At 47.5% G+C, this 21,799-nt stretch carries 23 protein-coding genes, 1 tRNA gene and 1 riboswitch; of the genes, 5 read left to right on the top strand and 19 right to left on the bottom strand.

The features are described from left to right. Window positions 1-42: 42 nt before the first annotated feature. From ACSYSY_RS03540 to ACSYSY_RS03500, 9 genes are all read right to left on the bottom strand, one after another. Window positions 43-351, bottom strand: coding sequence for an AzlD domain-containing protein (locus ACSYSY_RS03540; protein WP_491708208.1), 309 nt, complete (start codon window positions 349-351; stop codon window positions 43-45). Window positions 352-353: 2 nt separating this feature from the next. Further along, complete coding sequence (locus ACSYSY_RS03535; protein WP_491707928.1) at window positions 354-1,070, bottom strand: AzlC family ABC transporter permease; 717 nt, start codon at window positions 1,068-1,070, stop codon at window positions 354-356. 65 nt (window positions 1,071-1,135) lie between these two features. Beyond that, entirely contained in the window at window positions 1,136-2,413 is a 1,278-nt protein-coding gene (locus ACSYSY_RS03530; protein WP_491707927.1) for a voltage-gated chloride channel family protein, read from the bottom strand. A 76-nt stretch (window positions 2,414-2,489) separates the two neighbouring features. Continuing rightward, window positions 2,490-2,578: riboswitch (Fluoride riboswitch) on the bottom strand. Window positions 2,579-2,696: 118 nt separating this feature from the next. Further along, window positions 2,697-3,836, bottom strand: a complete 1,140-nt coding sequence (locus ACSYSY_RS03525) for a lipase (protein ID WP_491707926.1) — start codon at window positions 3,834-3,836, stop codon at window positions 2,697-2,699. A 253-nt stretch (window positions 3,837-4,089) separates the two neighbouring features. Then, window positions 4,090-5,217: a lipase gene (locus tag ACSYSY_RS03520; protein ID WP_491707925.1), complete on the bottom strand. Its 1,128-nt coding sequence runs from the start codon at window positions 5,215-5,217 to the stop codon at window positions 4,090-4,092. A gap of 300 nt (window positions 5,218-5,517) precedes the next feature. Next, entirely contained in the window at window positions 5,518-5,664 is a 147-nt protein-coding gene (locus tag ACSYSY_RS03515; protein WP_491708271.1) for a hypothetical protein, read from the bottom strand. A 112-nt stretch (window positions 5,665-5,776) separates the two neighbouring features. Then, on the bottom strand, window positions 5,777-7,882 hold the full coding sequence (fusA, locus tag ACSYSY_RS03510) for an elongation factor G (protein WP_491707924.1): 2,106 nt from the start codon (window positions 7,880-7,882) through the stop codon (window positions 5,777-5,779). A gap of 153 nt (window positions 7,883-8,035) precedes the next feature. Beyond that, the gene (gene rpmB / locus ACSYSY_RS03505) at window positions 8,036-8,332 is read right to left on the bottom strand and encodes a 50S ribosomal protein L28 (RefSeq protein ID WP_491707923.1); all 297 of its coding nucleotides are present in this window, start codon (window positions 8,330-8,332) and stop codon (window positions 8,036-8,038) included. A 202-nt stretch (window positions 8,333-8,534) separates the two neighbouring features. Further along, entirely contained in the window at window positions 8,535-10,340 is a 1,806-nt protein-coding gene (locus tag ACSYSY_RS03500; protein ID WP_491707922.1) for an ATP-binding cassette domain-containing protein, read from the bottom strand. A gap of 45 nt (window positions 10,341-10,385) precedes the next feature. Here ACSYSY_RS03500 and ACSYSY_RS03495 point away from each other — a divergent pair, with 45 nt between their 5' ends. Together ACSYSY_RS03495 and ACSYSY_RS03490 are read left to right on the top strand one after the other, a co-directional pair. Then, complete coding sequence (locus ACSYSY_RS03495; protein WP_491707921.1) at window positions 10,386-11,240, top strand: NUDIX hydrolase; 855 nt, start codon at window positions 10,386-10,388, stop codon at window positions 11,238-11,240. Window positions 11,241-11,285: 45 nt separating this feature from the next. Beyond that, window positions 11,286-12,419 (top strand): AI-2E family transporter, encoded by a 1,134-nt coding sequence (locus tag ACSYSY_RS03490; protein ID WP_491707920.1) that lies wholly within the window; start codon window positions 11,286-11,288, stop codon window positions 12,417-12,419. Window positions 12,420-12,452: 33 nt separating this feature from the next. Here ACSYSY_RS03490 and ACSYSY_RS03485 read toward each other — a convergent pair. The 7 genes from ACSYSY_RS03485 to ACSYSY_RS03455 all read right to left on the bottom strand — a co-directional run bounded on the left by ACSYSY_RS03485 (window position 12,453) and on the right by ACSYSY_RS03455 (window position 16,900). Beyond that, window positions 12,453-12,529 (bottom strand) — tRNA-Pro (locus tag ACSYSY_RS03485). 62 nt (window positions 12,530-12,591) lie between these two features. Continuing rightward, the gene (locus ACSYSY_RS03480; RefSeq protein WP_491707919.1) at window positions 12,592-13,356 is read right to left on the bottom strand and encodes a MerR family transcriptional regulator; all 765 of its coding nucleotides are present in this window, start codon (window positions 13,354-13,356) and stop codon (window positions 12,592-12,594) included. 14 nt (window positions 13,357-13,370) lie between these two features. Continuing rightward, window positions 13,371-13,661, bottom strand: coding sequence for an HU family DNA-binding protein (locus tag ACSYSY_RS03475; RefSeq protein WP_491707918.1), 291 nt, complete (start codon window positions 13,659-13,661; stop codon window positions 13,371-13,373). A gap of 59 nt (window positions 13,662-13,720) precedes the next feature. Further along, entirely contained in the window at window positions 13,721-14,698 is a 978-nt protein-coding gene (locus ACSYSY_RS03470; RefSeq protein ID WP_491707917.1) for a beta-ketoacyl-ACP synthase III, read from the bottom strand. Between the two features lie 15 nt (window positions 14,699-14,713). Beyond that, a complete protein-coding gene (gene plsX, locus ACSYSY_RS03465) occupies window positions 14,714-15,811 on the bottom strand; it encodes a phosphate acyltransferase PlsX (RefSeq protein ID WP_491707916.1) in 1,098 nt (365 codons plus the stop codon). A 75-nt stretch (window positions 15,812-15,886) separates the two neighbouring features. Then, on the bottom strand, window positions 15,887-16,093 hold the full coding sequence (gene rpmF / locus ACSYSY_RS03460; protein WP_491707915.1) for a 50S ribosomal protein L32: 207 nt from the start codon (window positions 16,091-16,093) through the stop codon (window positions 15,887-15,889). A 201-nt stretch (window positions 16,094-16,294) separates the two neighbouring features. After that, window positions 16,295-16,900 (bottom strand): DUF177 domain-containing protein, encoded by a 606-nt coding sequence (locus tag ACSYSY_RS03455; protein WP_491707914.1) that lies wholly within the window; start codon window positions 16,898-16,900, stop codon window positions 16,295-16,297. 169 nt (window positions 16,901-17,069) lie between these two features. Between ACSYSY_RS03455 and ACSYSY_RS03450 the strand changes: the two genes are divergently transcribed. After that, complete coding sequence (locus ACSYSY_RS03450; RefSeq protein ID WP_491707913.1) at window positions 17,070-17,690, top strand: outer membrane protein assembly factor BamE; 621 nt, start codon at window positions 17,070-17,072, stop codon at window positions 17,688-17,690. 48 nt (window positions 17,691-17,738) lie between these two features. Here the strand turns inward: ACSYSY_RS03450 and ACSYSY_RS03445 are convergent, their stop codons facing one another. Beyond that, the gene (locus ACSYSY_RS03445) at window positions 17,739-18,218 is read right to left on the bottom strand and encodes a MarR family winged helix-turn-helix transcriptional regulator (RefSeq protein WP_491707912.1); all 480 of its coding nucleotides are present in this window, start codon (window positions 18,216-18,218) and stop codon (window positions 17,739-17,741) included. 206 nt (window positions 18,219-18,424) lie between these two features. Here ACSYSY_RS03445 and rpsU point away from each other — a divergent pair, with 206 nt between their 5' ends. Further along, window positions 18,425-18,628: a 30S ribosomal protein S21 gene (rpsU, locus tag ACSYSY_RS03440; protein WP_489805151.1), complete on the top strand. Its 204-nt coding sequence runs from the start codon at window positions 18,425-18,427 to the stop codon at window positions 18,626-18,628. Between the two features lie 76 nt (window positions 18,629-18,704). Here rpsU and ACSYSY_RS03435 read toward each other — a convergent pair whose 3' ends face one another. Both ACSYSY_RS03435 and ACSYSY_RS03430 read right to left on the bottom strand, forming a co-directional pair. Then, window positions 18,705-20,093, bottom strand: a complete 1,389-nt coding sequence (locus ACSYSY_RS03435; protein ID WP_491707911.1) for an ArnT family glycosyltransferase — start codon at window positions 20,091-20,093, stop codon at window positions 18,705-18,707. Continuing rightward, on the bottom strand, window positions 20,084-20,560 hold the full coding sequence (locus tag ACSYSY_RS03430) for an Lrp/AsnC family transcriptional regulator (protein ID WP_491707910.1): 477 nt from the start codon (window positions 20,558-20,560) through the stop codon (window positions 20,084-20,086). Before ACSYSY_RS03430 ends, ACSYSY_RS03435 begins: the two co-directional genes overlap by 10 nt. A 198-nt stretch (window positions 20,561-20,758) precedes the next feature. On the opposite strand from ACSYSY_RS03430, the gene trxB reads away from it, so the two are divergent. Beyond that, entirely contained in the window at window positions 20,759-21,721 is a 963-nt protein-coding gene (gene trxB, locus ACSYSY_RS03425; protein ID WP_491707909.1) for a thioredoxin-disulfide reductase, read from the top strand. Window positions 21,722-21,799: the final 78 nt, after the last annotated feature.

The raw sequence follows: 21,799 nt of genomic DNA, 5'->3' as shown, positions 1-21,799 counted from the left end.
GACCCCGCATCTGAATTGAAAACTATGCGGGGTCTTATCTCATTAGCAAAAAGACCAGACTGCAAAATAAACGCCCATTCCCACAATAACGGTCAGAAACAGACTCCGGCTGAAATAGCAGGCAATAAAAGACATAATTGTCGCGGCACTCATTGAAATTGCTTCAGATTTATCCTGAAAATGCTGCACAACTTCACTGGTTATAATCGCCGCAATAATTGATGACGGAATAAAACTCAGCCAATTCTGGATAAAAGGTGGGAAATTACGGTTCGCCAAGGCCAGAAGTGGAACAGCTCTTAAAAGAAAGCTGACGAGACTACATAACAGAATCACACTAAAAAGATGCATATTCACGGGATAACACATCCTTGTTTGTTTCTTATGAAAACGTACGTCGTCACACTTGTTGCACTTAAAGTCGCCATCAGAAGAGAGATATTGGGATTAAATATAAAAATCCCCAATAAAAAAACCATGCAAGACAAAAGAACGGCCATAATTTCATACCGCTTATACGCACTCCCAAAATAATTGAGCGTTAAAAGCCCGATAAACATGGCTGTCAGACTGAACATTAAGCCATGAGATAATCGAACGGGGATAATTTTAGCAAAGTAACACCCCATGAGATTGGCAACACACCAGTTAAGATAAGCTGAAAGATTAAGACCAAAAAACCACCAGAAATTAAGTTTTCCTTCTTCTCTGGCTTTCTGGACGGCAACCCCGAACGTTTCATCAGTCAGTAAAGTCCCATGGACCAGACGTTCCCAGAATGGATCCCCTTTACAAAAACCGGCAAGATAAGAGCTCATCAATACGTAACGGACATTAATCAGAAAAACGCCTGTAAGAATGGCTATTGTTTCAGCTCCGGCGAGCCACAGTGAATAAAATAAAAACTGTGCGCCACCAGCATAGAGCAGCATTGTTAAAGCCATTTCGGCAGAGAGGCTGAACCCGCTGATAATTCCAATAGCCCCACAGGCAAATCCAATACACCAATAACCCAGAATTGTTGGCATACAGGCGATGATACCGCTTCTGAACTGGTTCCAACCGTACATCTTTTTTAACACGGGCTCATCAGGCACGAGTTTCACTTTCAATCACATCATTTATGAAAAGAAACTTACTTTAAAGAAAGCGTTTCTGAGCGTTTATGAAGAAAGCTTTTGGGTGTGACAAGTTTCTGGGCGGAATAAATCCCCCGATGGCCTGAAAAGAGGTACGCAAGCCAGCACCCCAGTGCATAATAAATCAGCCCGGCACTCCCAAATAATTCCACCCCCATAAAGGTACAGGCCAGAGGCGTATTGGCTGCGGCTGCAAATACGGAGATAAACCCAACGGCTGCCAATAATTCTGGAGAGACATGCAGCAAGGGGGCCATTGCATTCCCAAGGGCAGCCCCGATAAAGAAGAGTGGTGTTACCTCTCCCCCTTTGAACCCACTCGAAAGAGCCACAACGGTAAAAAGACATTTGAACGCCCATGCCCAGTCATAATGAACCAGGGAAAAAAAGTTCAATAGAGAGGCCCCTCCGGCTTCCGGTGCTGTAATCCCCAATCCCAGATAATCCCGTGACCCTGAAAGCCAAACCAACAGGATTGTCGCAATCCCTCCCAGAAAGGGGCGCCCCCAGCTTGAAGGACAATATTTTTTCAATAAAGGCGTCAGAAAATGAACCGTGTCGGCAAAGATCTTGCTGATCAGACCAAAAGCAAGAGCTGCCAAACAGACTTTTGCCATTAAGGCTGGCTTAACGGCATAATACCCCCCTGTTTGTAAGCCCATAGAGCTGAACATCACATGATAAACGGTATGGTGTATGCCCCATGACTGACAGACCCAATCAGCCAGAATAGACGCTAAAAGCGCAGGAAATAAGGCACTATAATCCAGCTTTCCAATAGAAAGCACTTCAAGCGCAAAGACCGCCCCTGCGATCGGCGTTCCAAAAACAGCCCCAAAACCTGCCGCCAGACCCGCGATAAGATAAAGCCGTTTCAGTTCAGGCGTAAATCTGAATAATTGAGCCAAGCCATTGGCAATGCTCCCTCCGATTTGGAGAGCCGTCCCTTCCCGGCCGACAGAGGCACCAAATAAATGACTGGTTACCGTGCCAAGAAAGACGAGTGGCGCCATACGTAAAGGCACCCCTTTATCGGGAGCATGAATTTCATCAAGAAGAAGATTATTGCCACGCTCTGAGGCGCCACCAATTCTGACGTAGATAAAGCCTATGATGGCTCCTGCTACAGGCAACCCATAAAGCAGGAACGGATAGGAAAACCGTAAAGCCGTTACCTGTTCCAGGCACCAGAGAAAAAAAGCACAGAAGCTTCCCACCAAAGCTGAAAGGCACAGAAGCGCTACCAACCATAGGGCAAAATCTTTTATTCTCATTTCTCTTAAAAAACAAACTGAGAATTGAATTTTCCTGGACACGATACTCCCTCCCGTTCAGCTTTCAAAGCAATAACGATCAACAGGAATCATCAGCCTTGTCTCAAAATTCAAGTAAGGCAGTTTGGCATTCACGCCTGGTGGAAATCCATCACCGACACTGAATAGAGCTTATTTAGGACCTGAAATCAAGTCTGATTAAAAGGAAGGTCCCCTCAATAAATCCCTACCATTTCAGGTAGGGATCATTTCTTACCGTCTCAGGAAATCTGAAGCAGCTTGGCTAACTTCCTAACACGCCTCCTCCGTTCTGGCTCATAACTGGGGCGAGCATTTGAGCGATATGGTCGTTCCCAACAGGCAGTACAGACCCATGATGGACCGTTATCGCATCCGCTGTTAACGAATGGGGAGATAGCTTTATGCCCATATCTGCGGCCTGCGTTCCTGGCAAATGATAGCTTGCAAAATCGCCTAGCAATTTCACGAGGGCCTTTGAATCTGTGATCAGGCCTGAGTTATGATCGGCCAATGCACTACATTCCTGATCCAATTTTACATTATCATTTGGGTCACCAACCATCACAACCTTGCCATAATGATTTAACTGACCATTTTGACCGGTCGGCATTGATACAAGCAAAGCATTATCAGGGTACGTATCAGAAGCATAATTTCCAACAGGATCCCCATAAGTGACGACACTTACAAAATTCTTTCCCCGTCCTACTGCACTGGGATCATCAGGAATCCCTGTTGATTCAAAAGCCACACCTCCAAGACCGGTTTGCTGCGCTACGTAGGATGCTTCAATTCCTCCCAGGGAATGACCTGTTACAAAGATATTATTGGTACCAATCCCCTGTTTCTGCGCCTGATCTACAACATAATGCGTAAAAGAAAGAGCATCTTTCTGTGACTGCGTAACACCTTCTGCAGCCACCTGTATATCTGACAGCATCCCCGTTACACCAGGCACCGTATTGGTAAAGATATTATCACCACCAGTTGTGCCAGCAAAAGAAATGATGACCTGGTGATGATCAGTTTGCCAGACTTTTGCGACCATACCATTTGCGGCATCGGTAATAGCAAGCTGTTTCCCATCCACCATAAAAGCTGACATACCCTCTGGCGTTCCCGAAACAGCATAACCTGTATTTGCTGCATTTAAGAACTGAGACATGGTGGGGGTGTTATTTAAATTCTGATTTATGGGAGCTGCGATCGATGTTTTATCTGACAATAAAACTGATAATTTCGTTGTATCGGTATGATCTATAATACTGTTTGGGAGAGAAGAAATAGCACTGGATATGTTATTTAATCCTGTATAGTGCATGATATCATTGTAGCCCTGAACAATATCATTAATAGCATCCTGCATTGAATAATCAGAAAAAACACCTGAATTTGTTACCATTTCCATTTCTTTTCTCCAATATTTTAAAGGAGGAAAGATAGTGTTAAATATTTAATATTTTATAAAATTTTATAATTTTATTTTAATTTTATCTGTAATCACTTGAAAACAAAGAATTTACGTTAAAATATTTATAAAAACACATAAAATAAAGCCCTTGTCGTTTCCAATAAGGGCTTTCATCTCTATTCATGATAATTTTATTTATACGACTTGGGTATAAACAAAAAATCATGAAATAAGAGTGTAATTTTTAGCTCCCTAACACACCATTCATATCATGATTGGTAATAGGAGCCAGGATCTGCGAAAGATGATCATTCCCGACAGGGGTTACGGATCCATGCTGAAAGGTAATCGCATCCGCTGTAACTGAGTGCGGAGATAATTTTATTCCCATATCCGCTGCCTGAGTGCCCGGCAGATGATACTCAAGGAAACTCTCAACTGCCTTCACAATAGAGGCTGCATCTTTGAACACATTTGTGTCAGCCATATGATCATAGGCATTATATAATTGCTGAGTATCAGCTGGGTCGCCAACCATTAAAATTTTTCCATAATGATTAAACTCGCCATTCTGCCCAGCTGGCATTGTGTTAATTAACGCGTTTTTGGGATTTGTATCTGATGCATAATCACCAATAGGATCACCATAAGTCACAACACTTACAAAGTTACTTCCATCCCCAACAGCATGTGGATCACTTAAAATGCCTGTAGACTCAAACGCAACACCAGCAAGCCCTGTTTGTTGTGCGACGTAGGAAGCTTCGATCCCGCCAAGAGAATGACCCGTTACAAAAATATTATTGGTATCAATTCCCTGTTTCTGCGCTTGATCGACAACATAATGCGTAAAAGAAAGGGCATCTTTTTCAGCTTGTGAAAGATTCTGTGACGCTACCTGGAAGTCTGAAGCAATCCCTGTTACCCCAGCTATGGTATTGGTAAGGATATTATCGCCACCGGTCGTACCAGCAAAAGAAATGATAACCTGGTGATTATCAGTCTGCCAGACTTTGGCCACCATTCCATCTGCAGAATCGGTAATGGCAAGCTGCTTTCCATCCACCATGAAGGGTGACATCCCCTCAGGAACACCGTCAATCACATACCCTGTATTAGCCGCATTTAGGAATTGAGACATTGTAGGTGTGTTGCTGAGATCCTGATGATCTGGCGCTATAATTGGTGTTGTATCTGACAATAAACTTGAGAGATCGGTCGTATTGGTATGCCCAATGAGGCTATTAGGAATCGAAGACAAATAACTGGTAATATTATTAAGACCAGTTTTGTTCATAAAATCATTAAAACCCTGAACAATATCATTGACTGCATTTTGTATGGGATGATCGGAAAAAGATTTAGATTCCACTTATTATCTCCTATGTAAAAAAACAGAGGCTCTTAATATTAAAATTATTAAAAAAATATTAAATATACCGATGTTATTTTGAATTTATTATAAAAATAACATCGATAAATCAATAAAACTTTTCTTGATAATATCGAAAAGACAAAAACTCCCGTCATTCCTGACGAAAGGTTGTAATGAATCACAGTTTAATTTTAGATTCGCTTCGCGCAGCCATGATCTCATCTGCAACACTACAAGACACTGGATCGTAATGATGGAACTGCATACGCTTCAGAATAACCGGATCGGGCGGGTCAGTTATATCTCACCTGTAACGGGGGCTTTCAGGCCGATGAACGCAGCAATATCACCAGCGCCAACAGACTTTACTTCCTGACGTTTGTCAGCATGCATCTGGAACATACGGCCGACACCTTCTTTCGTTAACGGGCGGGTTGAAAGCACTTATCCCGCCTGATTGATGGCATGATTGCTGTTAATTTCGAAAAACAAAAAAAAATCCCCGCCATTTCTGACGGGGATCTGTGAATAATCACATTTTAAGTCTGGAAAGACCTCAGCTACGGGCTGCCATGATCTCTTCTGCCACGTTACGAGGCACTGGATCATAATGATGGAACTGCATGGTGAAGGATGCACGACCCTTTGTTGCAGAACGCAGATGAGAAATGTAACCAAACATCTCTTTCAAAGGAACCTGAGCGCGGATCAGAACTGTTGAACCAGCTGTTTCCTGGTTCTGAATGATACCGCGACGGCGGTTAAGATCGCCCACAACGTCACCAACGTGATCGTTTGGTGTGGTGATTTCAACATCCATGATCGGCTCAAGAATAACCGGACCAGCTTTTTTCATACCTTCGCGGAAGCAGGCTTTAGCAGCGATTTCGAAGGCCAGAGCTGATGAGTCAACGTCATGGTATTTACCGTCAAGGAGGGTAAATTTGAAGTCAACCGTTTCAAAGCCAGCCAGAACACCGGTTGATGCCTGATTGCGAATACCTTTTTCGACAGCCGGGATATATTCTTTAGGAACAGCACCACCAACGATCTTGTTCTCAAAGATGATCTCGTCTTTCTTGCCGGATGGCTCAAATTTGATCGTCACTTCAGCGAACTGACCGGAACCACCAGACTGTTTCTTGTGGGTATAGGTCTCTGTATGTTCCTGAGTGATCGTCTCACGATAAGCAACCTGAGGCGCACCGACGTCAGCTTCAACACCATATTCACGACGCAGACGGTCAATGATGATGTCGAGATGAAGCTCACCCATACCGGACAGAATGGTCTGACCTGTTTCCTGATCTGTGCGCAGATGCAGGGAAGGATCTTCAGCTGTCAGTTTCTGGAGAGCCAGTGTCATTTTCTCAACCGCGTCCTTTGTTTTAGGCTCAACGGAGATATCAATAACAGGCACAGGGAACTGCATACGCTCCAGAATAACCGGATCGGTCGGATCAGCCAATGTGTCACCTGTGACGGTGTCTTTCAGGCCGACGAACGCAGCAATATCACCAGCGCCGACAGACTTCACTTCCTGACGTTTGTCAGCATGCATCTGGAACATACGGCCGACACGCTCTTTCGTGCCTTTCGTTGTGTTCAGCACAGTGTCACCGGAGTTAAGGACACCACGATAAACGCGAACGAAGGTCAGAGTGCCGTACTTGTCAGAGATGATCTTGAAGGCGAGACCAGCAAATTTACCCTCTGGGTCAACAGGGATAATGGGCAGGAAGCTTTCATCAACATCTTCATCTTCAGGCGGAGCAATACGAATGCCCTCAACCTCATCAGGAGCAGGAAGATAGTCAATAACCGCATCAAGCAGAGGCTGAACACCTTTGTTCTTGAACGCTGTTCCGCAAAGGACAGGACGGAATTCGCCGGAAATTGTCCCTTTTTTGATGCAGCGTTTCAGAGTGGCGATATCAACTTCACCGTTCTCGAAATACTCTTCCATTGCCTTTTCATCAACTGACAAGGCGATATCAAGAAGGTTCTGACGAGCTTCAGCAGCGCGTTCCTGAAGTTCAGCAGGAATTTCTTCATAACGGAACTTCGCACCCAGCTCACCACCTTCCCAGATGATGGCACGCATTTCGACGAGGTCCACAACACCGACGAAATTATCTTCAGCACCGATTGGAAGCTGGAGCGGAACCGCTACGATGTCGAGTTTCTCTTTCAGAGTATCGAACGCGTAATAGAAATCAGCCCCTGTACGATCAAGCTTGTTGATGAAGATGATACGAGGAACATTATAACGGTCTGCCAGACGCCAGTTGGTCTCAGACTGAGGCTGCACACCAGCCACACCCTCGATCACAAAGATCGCGCCATCGAGCACACGCAGAGAGCGGTTCACTTCGATATTGAAGTCAATATGACCCGGGGTGTCGATGATGTTGATGCGATGGTCGTTCCATACACACGTCACCGCCGCAGAGGTAATGGTGATACCACGCTCACGTTCCTGAGCCATATAATCTGTTGTGGTGTTACCATCATGCACTTCACCGATACGATGTGACATGCCGGTATAGTACAGAATACGCTCAGTCGTTGTTGTTTTACCCGCATCAATATGCGCTGTAATACCAATGTTACGGATCTTCGAGAGAGCGGTCTTCGCGCCCTGGACGGTATCGTCGGTCACGGGAATCTCCAAAATGCAGGGAAAGGTGTCCCAGCTCATGACTGAAACACCTTCTTGGAACCCTGTTTATTTAATCAGTTAAAACTCATTTTCCCGACAGGGATCATCAGGAAAGCCGGTGTGCTTTTTGCCACCTGAGAGCTTTCTTGAAATTCAGGAAGCAGCCTTGCGTTCCTGAGCTTTCAGAATGCGGCGTTTAATCACCATCGCTTCAGGAGGAAGCTTACGATCAGCCGTATTGAGAAGGAAAGAATCCAGCCCACCATTATGCTCGATCGTGCGCAGACCGTTTGTGGTCACGCGCATACGCACTGGCGTTCCGAGAATATCTGAAAGAAGTGTCGTTTCCTGAAGGTTAGGAAGAAAGCGACGGCGGGTTTTGTTGTTGGCATGGCTGACGTTGTTGCCCGTCAGCACTCCTTTGCCCGTGACATGGCAACGGCGAGACATAGAATTTCCTCGATGCTGTGAAACGCAGGGCCAAAACCCGACGTATTCCTAAAATCAATATCTGGCGGCTTATGGCGTATATCCATAAAAAGGTCAAGTCCTTTCAGGGTCATTCTTCAGGCAAAACCACTCTGATATATTTTAAAAGACCCTTAAGACTGTTTTAAAAGACAAAATCGGACTTGTTAAAAAGACTGAATTTTCAGCCTTTCTGGCTCGATTGTGCCTCCCATAATTCCTTATAGAGCCCTTTTTTTGCCATAAGTTCATGATGCGTGCCCTGCTCGCTGATCTCCCCATGATCGAGCACGATAATCTGGTCTGCTTCCTGTATGGTCGATAAACGATGTGCGATAATAAAAGTCGTCCGGTGAGACGAAAGCGCCCTCAATTCCTGCTGGATTGCCAGTTCTGTTCTGGTATCAAGAGCAGAGCTGGCCTCGTCCAGAATCAAAAAACGCGGGTCTTTGAGAATAACGCGTGCTATGGCAACGCGCTGCTTTTCCCCTCCTGATAATTTAACGCCCCTTTCCCCCACAATTGTCTTGTAACCATCTGCCAGTCCCTCAATAAACGGTGCAATATGGGCTTTCCGGGCGGCATCCCTGATTGCTTCATCGGTTGCTCCAATACGCCCATAAGCAATGTTTTCCCCGATTGAGGTGTTAAAAAGTGGGGTGTCCTGCGGCACAATGCCTATGAGCTGATACAGATTATCAAGAGCAAGCTTTCGACAATCCACGCCATCAAAGGTGATTCCCCCTTCTGTCGGGTCATAAAAGCGGGCCAGAAGCCGCCCTAATGTTGATTTTCCTGATCCTGTATGCCCTACCACCGCAAGCGTCCTGCCTACCGGGATATCAAAGCTTATATTTTTCAGGATTGGTCTGTCTGCCTGATAGTAAAAACTTACATTCCGACAACGAACCGCCAAACCACCCTCTTTTTGAAAACTGACCGGTAACGTGGAAGGTTCTGCAACATTTTCGATTTCCGGCTTCAAAGCCATAAGCTCAAAATAGTTTTCGAGGTCGACACGCGCATTACGCCAGCCTGCCCCTACATAATTCAATGTCCCAACAGAGCTATAGACAGTCCTGAGATACGTGCCGATCAGGACAAACTGGGCAACATTCAGAACGCCACGTTCAATATCCCATCCAGCCCATGCCAGCAGAGCTGTGCTCGTCAAAGCGATAAGGCTGTTTCTGGCAAGCTGGGACTCATTAATGAGATTCTGAAGCGTAAGCTCTGCTTTTTGCAGCTTTCTGAGCATCTCATCATGGCTCCTGGCCTCATAAGCCTGGTTACCGAAGGATCGGACCATTTCAGCATTAAGAAGACTATCTACAAGATGATGATGAGCCTGGCCATTGAGCCTGTTTTTCTCACGGCGTGCCTTCATCCGCCATTTTGTAAACAGAAAAGAAACAAAGGCATATAAAGCCAGCGCCGCCAGCAGCAGAAGGATATAGGACAGGCTGAAGACGCGCAAAATGACCAGAAATGTTAAAACAAGGCTGATAATATTTGGCAATACATTGGAAAAAAGCAGATCAAGGATGGAACTGACGGCATCTGCCCCTCTATCAAGCACACGCGTCAGTGCCCCTGTCTGCCGATTGGCATGGAACCGTGCCCCTTGCCTGTGAATCTGCTTCAGCCCCAGAAGAGCCACACGCCTTTTCAACCTGAACCTGACGGGTGCCACAAGGATGTCACGGACGGGCGAAAGGATGCCACTTAAAAAAGAAATAAAGCCATATTGGGCAATCAGCACAATAAAGGCAGATAATACACGCTGCGGACCGGAAAGCTCTCCCACCATTCGACTGAACAGCCACGGCGTTGCAACAGACGTTCCACTCTCGAGAAAAAGCAGAATCAATGCTAGAGTGAGGCGCACGGCCTCCTGCTTCCAGCGTGTCGCAAAAAGTAACCTTACCATATCTTTGACAGAAAATTTCTGTAAAGAGGATTGTCCCGCCATCGTCTGACCATCGATCATACGAAGTTCTTTTGTCTTTCTTTACGAGCAGAGATAAATAGTGTCATGCCTTATAAACCTTCCGAGGAAATCCAGCCTTTCCTCCGTCATATAGCACAATGTCATAATGCCCGCCTTCCTGAAGGGCGTTGGCCTCTTTATGTCGGGAAGGATCTGATAGGATATTGTGATCCCACCTTTTCAGAACTCCTGAAAGATCCGTCCTTTTCCTCTCTGCTCACCATTGAAAATGGATCTATCCAGCTTAAGAGCGGCGCTGCTTTTCTTGTCATCAGTAATGCGCTTAAACAAAAAGGGCATTACCTCCCCTTTAACGAACTTTTTGACGTTCGCACAGCTTTAGGGTTTGTGATCGGACAGGTTGACAGAGCCCTCATTCCCTCATTTGGGCTGGAAGCTCAGGGCGTGCATGTGAATGGTCTTGTCCTTAAAAATGAGGAACCTTTTCTCTGGGTTGGTAAACGCAGCCTTCATAAAAGGCTCGATCCCGGCAAATTGGACCATATCGTCGCAGGTGGCATGAGCAGCGGCCTGACACCTGAAGACACAGTCCAGAAAGAAGCACAGGAAGAGGCCTCCATCCCGCCGGAATTATCCAGCAAGGCGCAAAAAGCCGGGACCATTGCTTACGCTATGAATCGCCCTGAAGGCCTGAGGCGGGATCTGCTTCATTGCTTTGATTTATATCTGCCAGAAACGTTTCAGCCGATTGCCGCTGATGGTGAGGTTGAATCTTTTCAGCTTTGGCCTTTAAAGAAGGTCTTTAATACTGTCCAAACCAGCGATTCATTTAAGTTTAATGTTAACCTTGTCCTTATAGACTTGTTTTTGCGTTATAAATTATTTCAAAATGACGATGAGCTTTTCCTTCGTCGTGCCCTGAATCATCAGCCTCTCTGAAACTGATCAACGTTTTTGTCCGTTCTTCTTTAAAAGCGAATCCTTATGCCCGACCATTCCGACACCCCTGACCGCATCGATTCCCTCGTCAAGCAAAAGGTGGAAATTCCACAGCCCCCTGTACGGATACAAAGACGGGCCAGAGGGATATTGGGACTTTGTTTTCTCCTGGCCGGACTTTATACAATAAAGAGCTTTCTCCCAGCTTTGCTTTGGGGAGGTGTTTTCGCCATTTCGCTTTGGCCTCTTTATTATAAGGCAGAAAAGAAACTCGGGGCCTCTATATGGATTCCACTGCTTTTCACAACAGCCCTGGCGTTACTTTTCCTGATTCCAGTTACCTTTATTGGTTATAAACTCGTTGATGAAGTCCAGAATGCCCTGAAATGGATTGAGCATATTCGTGATAATGGCCTCCCTATGCCCGTTATTATCGATCGCCTTCCATTCGGAGCGTCCCAGGCCCATAATTGGTGGCAGAAGAACCTTTCACAGCCTGATAATATAAAAGAATTTTTCCACTCACTTAATCTCGGCCATAGTCTGCAATTCACAAAAGAAATCGGCTCACAGCTTGCGCACCGTACGATTTTGTTTGTGTTTTCTCTGCTGACTCTTTTCTTCCTGTTAAAAGACGGCGACGACGTCATCAGACAATGCCTGCAAGCGTCGCAAAGACTGTTCGGTTCTCAGGGAGAGAGCATTGCGGCCCAGATTGTCTCTTCTGTCCATGGAACGCTTGCCGGGCTTGTTCTGGTCGGGCTGGGTGAAGGAACCATCATGGGCGTCGCCTACGTTATTGCAGACGCCCCTCAACCACTTATCTTCGGGCTGATGACGGCTGTCTGTGCCATGATTCCTTTTCTGGGATGGGTCGCTGTTACGATTGTAGCTCTCCTCATAGCAGCACAGGGAAGTATGATAGCCGCAGCCATCGTCTGGGTGCTTGGTGCTATTGTGCTTTTCCTGGCGGACCACTTTATTCGCCCTGCCTTAATCGGTGGCAGCACGAAAATGCCGTTTCTATGGGTTCTGTTGGGAATTCTGGGCGGAGCGGAAATCTGGGGTATCCTCGGGCTGTTTCTCGGCCCGGCAATTATGGCGTCTCTGCACCTCTTCTGGTCGCTCTGGACGAATGGCGCCACGAGAGACAATGTAGGACATAAATTAAGACGTTAATTTATTAAGTAGGGGAGATAAAAACCGCAGGACTGGTCGGGCAGGCGGGATTCGAACCCACGACCCCCAGTCCCCCAGACTGATGCGCTACCAGGCTGCGCTACTGCCCGTCCTGCGGTGAAATGCTCTTTAGCAGTCTACGGCGTGAGCTGCAAGGACCATAAAGGATTTTCTAGGCAGAAATAAAAACTTTTTTGAGCCCTTCAAGCTCTGTCACAATCATCTTGAAGCCAAGACGCAATCTTTCAATTTCCTGATCCTGCGCAATGGCTCTTTTCTGGTCCTGATGAACTGAAAGAGCATGAATTTCCTGCTTCAGACGCTCATTATCAGCTTCTATCTCCTGATAATGAGCCAATCTCTCCTCGTCATGTAAATGAACTTCATTCGCATAACCAAGGTCATCTTTAAGAGACGTTATTGTCTCTTCAGCCTGCTTCAGCGCCTCTTTCGTCTTCTCCCCTTCACTCACTTTCAACTGAAGGCGGGCATTTTCCTGCCCCAGGATGGAGACTGTTTCCGAAAGTTCTTTTTCCACCGTTTCCTGATGGTGCTGTATTTCTGTTATTTTCTTCTGAAGAGTTTCAATATCATGACGGAGCTGCTCATTTTCTTTAGCAAGTTCTTCCGTCAACTGGGCTTTATCACCAGGTCTGAATTTCACTTCTGTCTTGATATGCCCCAATTCTTCACGAAGAATCGGCATAATCTCATGACTTTTGCGTCCTTCTTTATAAAGAAGCTCCGCAATACGCCTTATGACTGCAATATCGTTTTCCGTATAGGAAGGCTGGCCATTTTCCGAGCGAACAGACTTGAAAACCGGATAAAAATTCTCCCAGGAGCGCAAACGATAGGTCGGAATACCCAACCCCTCGGCCACTTCTGAAAGAGAATAAGTCCGTTCCTGAGAGCCTGCGTCAGAAGAGTCGCTCATGATAAAAAACCTGCCTAAGTGCTATTGTTAACTTTGTCGCGTAATATCTGGGACGGGCGAAAAAAAGGAACACAACGCGCCGTAATGACAGCCTCTTTCCCATTCTTGGGATTCCGGCCTACACGGGCAGCCTTTTCACGTGTTCCAAAAGTGCCAAAGCCACTAATTTTAAGAGTTTCACCTTGAGACAGAATATCCGTAATCGTCTCAAACGTGATTTCCAGAAAAGACGCAGCCTGATTACGATTCAAGCCCACATCTTTCTGCAATAATTCAATCAGGGAATGTCGCGTAATACTCATCATGAATCATGGCTAGCACGCCCAACGCAACTGTCAACCAGTAATTATAATAATTTTTACAATTATAATCTTACCAGCGCTGATCCCCATGTCAGTCCCCCGCCGAGAGCCTCCATCAGGATAAGATCATTTTTCTTGATGCGGCCATCATTCACCGCTTCAGCAAGCGCCAGAGGAATAGAAGCTGCTGAAGTATTGGCGTGACGGTCCACAGTGACAACCACCTGGTCGGGCCCTAATTTCAGTTTCCGTGCCACACCATCAATGATACGCTGATTCGCCTGATGGGGAACAAGCCACCCAATATCAGACTCACTCAATCCCTGCTCCCGCAATGCCTCTTCCACGGCATCTGCCAGGTGAGTCACAGCATGGCGGAAAACTTCCCGGCCATTCATTTTCAGAACCGCTTTATCTGCCTGCTTACCGACAGCCCCATCGACGTAAAGAATATCGCCAAATCGTCCGTCGGAATGCAACTTCGTGAAAAGCACTCCCTCATTCTGTGAAGCACCCGCTTCAAGAATAACAGCTCCTGCACCATCTCCGAAAAGAACACAGGTTGTACGGTCGTTCCAGTCCAGCAAACGTGAAAAAACCTCGACACCTATGACAAGCAGACGTCGTGCCTGACCTGATTTGATAAAGGCATTCGCTGTAGAAAGAGCGTAAATAAACCCTGAACAGGCAGCACTTACGTCAAAACCAAAGCCACGCTCCATGGAAAGCGCCGCCTGAACCCGCACAGCAACAGATGGAAAAACCTGATCCGGCGTTGAGGTCGCAACAATGACACCATCCAAATCAGCGGCATTAAGACCTGCATAAGCCAGAGCGTTACGAGCAGCCGCCGCAGCCATAAAGACGCAGCTTTCATCTTCAGATGCAATATGACGCTGCCTGATACCTGTCCGGGTGCGAATCCACTCATCCGAGGTTTCGATTCTCCGGGCGAGATCATCATTTGTCACGATATTACGAGGTAAATAAGCCCCTATACCGCACAGTCTTGCATTTCCCATGCTTACGGCTTCTTTCATGACAAGGCTGCCTTATTATTTTTCACTTTTATCAGAAGTAACCACGGCGCCGACCTGCTCAAGTCTCGCACGAATTTTCTGGTTTATATCACTTGTTACAGCATCAATCGCAACATCCAGGGCCGCCGCAAAGCCTTCAGCGTCCGCTCCGCCGTGGGATTTTACAACAACCCCATTGAGCCCGACAAAGAGGGCACCATTATAGCGGCGGGGATCAATCCATTCTCTCATACGGCGCAAGCCGGGGCGCACAAGAAGGTAGCCCAGTTTCGTCACCCATGATGTCTGAAAAACAGAACGCAATAACCCGAAAGCAAGCTTTAAGGCACCCTCACCGGTCTTAAGCGCGATATTGCCGGTAAATCCATCCGTCACAACGACGTCCGTCGTGCCAGCGGTAATATCATGCCCTTCGACAAAGCCGTAATAATTGGAGGCCAGGGCACTTTGCTTCAGGCGCTCCGAGGCCTCCCGAAGTCTTTCATCGCCTTTGAGCTCTTCAGCGCCGACATTCAACAGGCCAATAGAGGGCTCACGCAATCCCAATGCTGCCTGAGCGAGAGCCTCCCCCATAATGGCGAACTCAACAAGGTTGCGTGCGTCACAGGCGATATTGGCGCCAAGATCAAGCATGATCACATCCCCCCTGGCAGAGGGCTGTACAGCCGCCATAGCCGGGCGAGAAATACCTGGAAGTGTTTTGACAACGATTTTTGCCAGGGCAAGCATAGCGCCGCTATTGCCTGCCGAAACAACGCCGCGCGCTTCCCCGCTTGCGACAGCATCCATTGCGATACGCAGGGAGGAGTGTCTCATCCGCAAGGCCGCTGTCGGCTTCATGTCCATGGTGATACTGTCAGGAGCGTGCCTGACATCGCAAATTGATGCGGCCTTTTTATAACGTCCCAAAGCTTGTTTCAGGACCGTTTCATCACCGATCAGAAGGATCCGTGCATCCGGATGGCGCACAGCCATGACCTCGAGACCGCCAAGAACGATCTCAGGAGCATGATCTCCCCCCATAGCATCAACAGCAAGAGTATAAGGCTGTGATGAGGAAGGATTTTTGTCACCTGCACCCGCTTGTGACTCAACCGCAGATACCTCATTCATGAGCACAGTCCCCAAAACCCTTTAAACAGCTTCTATCCTGCCTGCCTCAATGCAGACAGGATTGCAGCGCTTCACTTAGGCGCGTACTGCCGTTTTCAGAGCTTTACCTTCGCTCGCAACGACTTCACGTCCGTCATAATGGCCACAATGGCTGCACACATGATGAGGGCGCTTCACTTCACCGCAGTTGGAACATTCAGCATAAGCCTCTGTACGCAATGCCAGGTGGCTGCGACGCATACCACGACGGGACGGCGACGTCTTTCTTTTAGGAACGGCCATGTTTTTCTGCCTCTCTCACTGGGGTTTCTCAACCCGCACCTTTCTGAAACTGCCTTCTCCGACGTCACAAGGCCGGGGTCTGGCAATAAATATCTCGTACGCCATTATAATTAAAGCGACGCTCAAGCCGGCGGCTCTAGCAGAAACATTCCCTTCATGCAAGGGATTACGCAAATTCTGCCTGCCACCACTGGGCTTCTTTTAACCTTTTTTACTGTTTTCTTTCAACCGGCTTAATACAGAAAATGGCTTTTCTCTTTCATCTGGAAGAACATTTTCCTCTTCTGGCACAACTTCGACAAAATCCTCCAGCCCCTCACCCGGTTTTCTGGGATAAGGATCAAGAGCCAGAGCTAGCTGTTCTGAAGCCGCTTCGCCTAAATCGATCGTCCGGCCATCATAGGGGACTTCATCATAATCAGCTGCGAGAAGCGCCTCTATATCAAGCGCTTCATCGGGTATCATCTCATGTCTCGGGACAAAACGAAGAGTAAATACATCTTCAATCTCTTCCTCAATCGGCTCGTTGGTGATGATACAACTCTGCACAACAGACGCCTGTAATTTCCCTTCGGCCGCAACACGCGCTTCTGGCAGCGCATTGAGGATAAAAGAGCAAACCAGGCTTTTTACTTCCACCAGATTAAGCCGTTTTGCCAGAGCCGCTCTTTCAGCGGGTGTCGCTTCAATAAACTCCTCAAGCCCCCTGTTAATTTGCAGGAGTGAACGTCTCCGTGAAAATTCCGGCTCTATAATCTGATTCTTTTTCAGATCCTGCCCGTTCAATGAAGTGTCCTTTGAAGCCATAAATATTCCTGTCTCTTCTACCCGCAAACTATATATCCACTTTTCCATAGCTCATAAGCTATGCTATTGGTTCATCGTAGCGTGAAAAAAGATTGACATAAAGCTATCCGTAAGGCACCCCCTGAAGCTGAATGACCGCTTTTAAATATTGTAGGAAGCGCACCCTCTTATGAACAGCGAAACTCCCTCCATGAACTCCAACAGACATGAACTCAGTTCCTGTTCCGTAAATCGTGCAGGGCGCCGCGCCGCATACAGAAAGCGCCTGCATTCTGCCTTTTTATTGACGGCCTTTTTTATGGCAGGAGGATGCTCCGTCGTCGCCCCCCCAAAGATTCCCCGTGGATCTCTGGTTGAGGAATATGAGTATAAAAAACTCATCCCAGGCACCAGCACGCGCGATGACGTTATCAATATGATCGGCTCACCTACGGCCCGTGGTACATTTGACGACGATTCGTGGTACTATATTACTCTGACAAAGAAGCTTGTACCGTTAGGTTTCCCAGCCACGAAGAAACAGGAAGTTCTTGTCCTGAATTTCAGTCAGGATGGCGTTCTGAAAAATATGCACGTTCTCCATCGCAAGGACGGTATCAAAGTTTCCATGGCTAATGGCGTTACGCCCACACCTGGCACAGATATTTCCGTTATTCAGGAACTGCTGGGCAATGTTGGCAAATACAACCCTATGAACGCCATGGGCAATACATTTGGCGGCGGCATGGGCGGTATGGGAGGACTTGGCCAGGGCACTGGCAATGGTGGTGTTGGCAACTCAATCCAATAGCCGGGCCAATAGCCGGGCTCTTTTCATCCCATCTGGTCAGCTGACTTTTTATGTCTGCGGAGTGGATAATTCAGCCAACACTCTGCGGAACCCCTCTACAGATGAGCCGTCGGTGCGTTTATAGGCAGCGCTGAGATGTTCTTTAATAAGATTGAAAAGTTCCTTTTCAAGCGCCTCCCCCTCCGGGGTGAGCTTTAACGGGCGCTTGCGGCGGTCGTTGCTGTCATAAAACTGCTCGACCAGCTTTCTTTCCTTCAGGTCACCCAAGGCGCGTCCCAGAGATTGTTTTGTAATTCCCAGCATCGATTGCAGGCGCCCAGGCGTCAGATCAGGATGGCTCTTAATCAGGAAAAGAATACGTTGATGAGCTGCCCCAATCCCGAATTGCACCATATGAGCGTCACAATCTGCGCTTAATCTGCGCCATGCCAACAAAAAGACCTCAAAAGAGGTCCTGACTGATTCTTCACGCAAATAAAGCTGATTCTCGGCAGCAGAAGAACGCTCACTTAAAAATCTTATCGTCACAATCAACCCTCAGGATTCGTGCAGGGAACAGAGACATAACCGAAATAGAACCTTTATGCACCATCACACGCCATATAGAGACGCGGAAACTATTGTTTCCCTCTCAGGAATATGGTAGCGGTCTTTTCCAGTAATTATTTTGTCTAATTCAGGTTATAATCCTGTCTATCCAGACACCGACCCGTTTTTAAGGAGATGACGCCACCGTGCAGGTTCTCGTTCGTGACAATAATGTCGACCAGGCTCTTAAAGCTCTCAAGAAAAAAATGCAGCGCGAAGGCGTTTTTCGTGAGATGAAACTCCGCCGCCACTTTGAAAAGCCTTCAGAGCGTCGCGCACGTGAAGCTGCGGAAGCTGTCCGCCGCGCTCGTAAAATGGAGCGCAAACGCGTTGAGCGTGAAGGCTTCTAAGCCTTCTGCACGATGATGCGTTTTTAAAAAGCTGCCTGATTTCGGGCAGCTTTTTTATTGAATGAAACCCTATAAATTAATTTACCGCATATCCTTCGGCAGAAGGCAGTTTTTCCAGATGATAAGAACGCACTATACGATTCTTGAAATATCTGTCTGCGATGTCTTCTCCTGTCCTTTCGGCTGAGCGCTTTTCGGCAACACTCAGAGCCATTCCTGAAGAAACCGTTTTTCGCTCTCCCAGATAAGACCACCGATTATCAGGGCTGATAATGGGAAACCCATCATGATCATGATAGGCCAGAATAGAGGCCAGCGCATAATCCTGAACGAAAAGCGCCTCACAATGCTGCTCTCTGGCACGGGCAATTAGCGATGCTGTCACATTATGCCACCCCCTCGTCTGTCGCTCTATTGGGTCCCAATGCGCTGAAAGAGGCAATGGCGCATACAGCCCTTGAAGAGCGAGAAGAACCATACAGACTGAAGCACTCCCGACAACCCACCAACGCCCTCTGACAATAAGCGCTCCCGCTAAAGCAAACATCGGATACAGGATAGCCGGCCAATTTGCCTGAACGCGCCCCCCAAAAGCGTGCACGACCAGAACGGTCAACCCAGGGACAATAAGCCAGAACAGAAAGGGTTTCTCTCTCCGCGCACGCAAAAATCCCATAAAACAGACCAGGGCGATTAAAGGGCTTGCCAGGCCAATCTGCCCTCCCAGTAATTCACCAAGGAAATTTAACGCACGCTCAGGATGCCAATCTCCGACACGACTCCCCTGCTTTAGTAGCCCGGCCCACTGATGATGACTGTTCCAGATCATAATCGGGCTCATTGTGAGAAAAGCTGCAATACCCCCCGCCCAGGGCGAAAAAGAGCGTAAAAGGGCGGGCGTTTTAAGCAGAAGATAGCACCCAAGACCTGCGACAAGAAAACTGGCTGTATATTTTGAATCAAAGGCCAGCCCAAGAGCCACGCCTGTCAGAAGCCACCACCATAAACGAGTGACGTTGGTTGACGCATTCAGGGCTTTCACCAGCCCCCAGAGACATAGGATTGTGAAAAAAAGCAAAGGCGTGTCGGGTGTCATAACAACCATCCCGAAACCGAACATGATTGTCCCATTCAGCAAAAGAGCTGCATAGGCGGCCCGCCCATCATTCCGACCATAAATCTGGCGCGCCGTTATAAAAAAGACAATTGTTCCCAATGCCGCCGAAACAGGCCCTAAAAATCTTATGCCAAAAGGCGTATTCCCCCATAGGACTGTTCCCAACTTGATCCACAGAGCCACCATGAAAGGATGATCATAATAGCTTAACTGGAGATTTTTGGACCAAAGCCAGTAATAGGCTTCATCCGGGCTCAAAGGTAAGCTGGCTGCCAGAACAAAGCGCAGAACAATCAGCCCACCCAGCAAGACAAACGGAAGGAACGTCGCACCCTTTTTCACAAACATGGTTCAAGAGGAATACCCGGGCGGTCACAACTTGTCCTGATCGTCTGAAAACTCTGCACCCGGGCAACTGAAGGGTGATCAATCAGGTTTCGCGTCAGCTGGTTCTGATGGTCAACGTCGCGGGCAATCAACCTCAGCAGAAAATCCTCGCCCCCCCTTATCATGTGACATTCACGCGCTTCCGGCCAGGTCCCTATTTCATGCTCAAACGATTCGAGCACAGTCCCTTTCTGACTGACCAGCCCCACAAGTGCATAAAAACTGATTGGCCACCCCAGCCGTCCTGCATCGATCCTTGTTGAGTATCCTTCTATGATTCCCAGCTCCTCCAGCCTTCGCACCCGCCTCAGGCAGGGAGGAGCGGAAATATTGACACGCCTTGCCAACTCCACATTGGTAATTCGGCCATCTTGCTGTAGTTCGTAGAGAATATGACGATCAATGTCATCCAATTCTATCTTTTTCATGGGGGCTCTCAAAATTACAAGAGATTGAATCAGATCGTCTCTGATAAGAATAATTGGCGTTTATTATAAGATATGTCGTATCTTGCGCAAGAAAATTACGCATAAATTTAATGACACAAGACCGGTCCTTCATTTAATCTTAATAGCTTTCACATCATCAGCACCGCGCTTGTCACCAGAAAGGGATTTTACACCACCATGCAGAACAGCTTCCGCACAAAAGTACTGATTATCGGAGCAGGCCCAGCCGGCTATACAGCCGCTATTTACGCTGCTCGTGCGGGGCTTGAACCCATATTGGTCACAGGCCTGCAACCTGGTGGGCAATTAACCATTACTGATGAGATTGAAAATTATCCCGGCTTTGCCGCTCCCATTCAGGGGCCATGGCTTATGGAACAAATGCGTGAACAGGCAGAACATGTCGGCACGAAGCTGATTTATGATCTGATTTCCGAAGCGTCCCTCAAAAAAGGTCGTGATTCGGAAGGCTATTTTCACCTGAAAGGTGATAGCGGGGATCTCTACCTCGCCCAGACACTCATTATCGCTACCGGGGCACAGGCCCGTTGGCTGAATATTCCCTCTGAAGAAAAATTTCAGGGCCATGGTGTTTCTGCCTGCGCCACATGTGACGGCTTTTTCTATCGCGGGAAAAACGTGGCTGTTATCGGCGGAGGAAACACGGCCGTTGAAGAAGCACTTTATCTCACTCATCACGCTGATGTTGTTCACCTGATTCATAGACGTGACAACCTGCGCGCAGAGAAAATTTTGCAGAAACGTCTCTTTGATAATCCTAAAATCAAAATCCACTGGAATAGAGAAGTGGCTGAAATTCAAGGAAGCGGCACACCGGAGGTTGTCACCTCTCTGCTTCTGAGAGACACGTTAAATCCTGCTGTGACTGAAACATTACCCGTCGATGGTGTTTTTATCGCTATCGGGCACAAACCCAGCATCGGCCCCTTCCGTGAAGAAGTTGCCTGCGATCATGAGGGGTATATTATAACCACGCCAGGCACGACCCGTACGTCCATTGAGGGGGTTTTTGCCGCTGGCGATATTCAGGATAAGATCTACCGGCAAGCTGTAACCGCAGCAGGAACAGGTTGTATGGCAGCTCTGGAAGCTGAGCGTTTCCTGGCTGATTTTACGTAGGAACCTATTGAAAAGCTTGAATCCGGACGGACACTGGATTACTCATGCATAACCACATAATCGCACACCCGGCGGCGC

The organism is Aristophania sp. ESL1100, from assembly GCF_058511235.1.
Note: the sequence above shows the minus strand (reverse complement) of the source record. Positions and strands in the feature narration are given on the sequence as shown.

What these genes read in the sequence shown, in the direction of transcription:
- ACSYSY_RS03540 (WP_491708208.1), bottom strand. Translation starts at nt 351, where the DNA reads ATGCATCTTTTTAGTGTGATTCTGTTATGTAGTCTCGTCAGCTTTCTT.
- ACSYSY_RS03535 (WP_491707928.1), bottom strand. Translation starts at nt 1,070, where the DNA reads ATGTACGGTTGGAACCAGTTCAGAAGCGGTATCATCGCCTGTATGCCA.
- ACSYSY_RS03530 (WP_491707927.1), bottom strand. Translation starts at nt 2,413, where the DNA reads ATGAGAATAAAAGATTTTGCCCTATGGTTGGTAGCGCTTCTGTGCCTT.
- ACSYSY_RS03525 (WP_491707926.1), bottom strand. Translation starts at nt 3,836, where the DNA reads ATGGTAACAAATTCAGGTGTTTTTTCTGATTATTCAATGCAGGATGCT.
- rpmB (WP_491707923.1), bottom strand. Translation starts at nt 8,332, where the DNA reads ATGTCTCGCCGTTGCCATGTCACGGGCAAAGGAGTGCTGACGGGCAAC.
- ACSYSY_RS03500 (WP_491707922.1), bottom strand. Translation starts at nt 10,340, where the DNA reads ATGATCGATGGTCAGACGATGGCGGGACAATCCTCTTTACAGAAATTT.
- ACSYSY_RS03495 (WP_491707921.1), top strand. Translation starts at nt 10,386, where the DNA reads ATGCCTTATAAACCTTCCGAGGAAATCCAGCCTTTCCTCCGTCATATA.
- ACSYSY_RS03490 (WP_491707920.1), top strand. Translation starts at nt 11,286, where the DNA reads ATGCCCGACCATTCCGACACCCCTGACCGCATCGATTCCCTCGTCAAG.
- ACSYSY_RS03480 (WP_491707919.1), bottom strand. Translation starts at nt 13,356, where the DNA reads ATGAGCGACTCTTCTGACGCAGGCTCTCAGGAACGGACTTATTCTCTT.
- ACSYSY_RS03475 (WP_491707918.1), bottom strand. Translation starts at nt 13,661, where the DNA reads ATGATGAGTATTACGCGACATTCCCTGATTGAATTATTGCAGAAAGAT.
- ACSYSY_RS03470 (WP_491707917.1), bottom strand. Translation starts at nt 14,698, where the DNA reads ATGAAAGAAGCCGTAAGCATGGGAAATGCAAGACTGTGCGGTATAGGG.
- plsX (WP_491707916.1), bottom strand. Translation starts at nt 15,811, where the DNA reads ATGAATGAGGTATCTGCGGTTGAGTCACAAGCGGGTGCAGGTGACAAA.
- rpmF (WP_491707915.1), bottom strand. Translation starts at nt 16,093, where the DNA reads ATGGCCGTTCCTAAAAGAAAGACGTCGCCGTCCCGTCGTGGTATGCGT.
- ACSYSY_RS03455 (WP_491707914.1), bottom strand. Translation starts at nt 16,900, where the DNA reads ATGGCTTCAAAGGACACTTCATTGAACGGGCAGGATCTGAAAAAGAAT.
- ACSYSY_RS03450 (WP_491707913.1), top strand. Translation starts at nt 17,070, where the DNA reads ATGAACAGCGAAACTCCCTCCATGAACTCCAACAGACATGAACTCAGT.
- ACSYSY_RS03435 (WP_491707911.1), bottom strand. Translation starts at nt 20,093, where the DNA reads ATGTTTGTGAAAAAGGGTGCGACGTTCCTTCCGTTTGTCTTGCTGGGT.
- ACSYSY_RS03430 (WP_491707910.1), bottom strand. Translation starts at nt 20,560, where the DNA reads ATGAAAAAGATAGAATTGGATGACATTGATCGTCATATTCTCTACGAA.
- trxB (WP_491707909.1), top strand. Translation starts at nt 20,759, where the DNA reads ATGCAGAACAGCTTCCGCACAAAAGTACTGATTATCGGAGCAGGCCCA.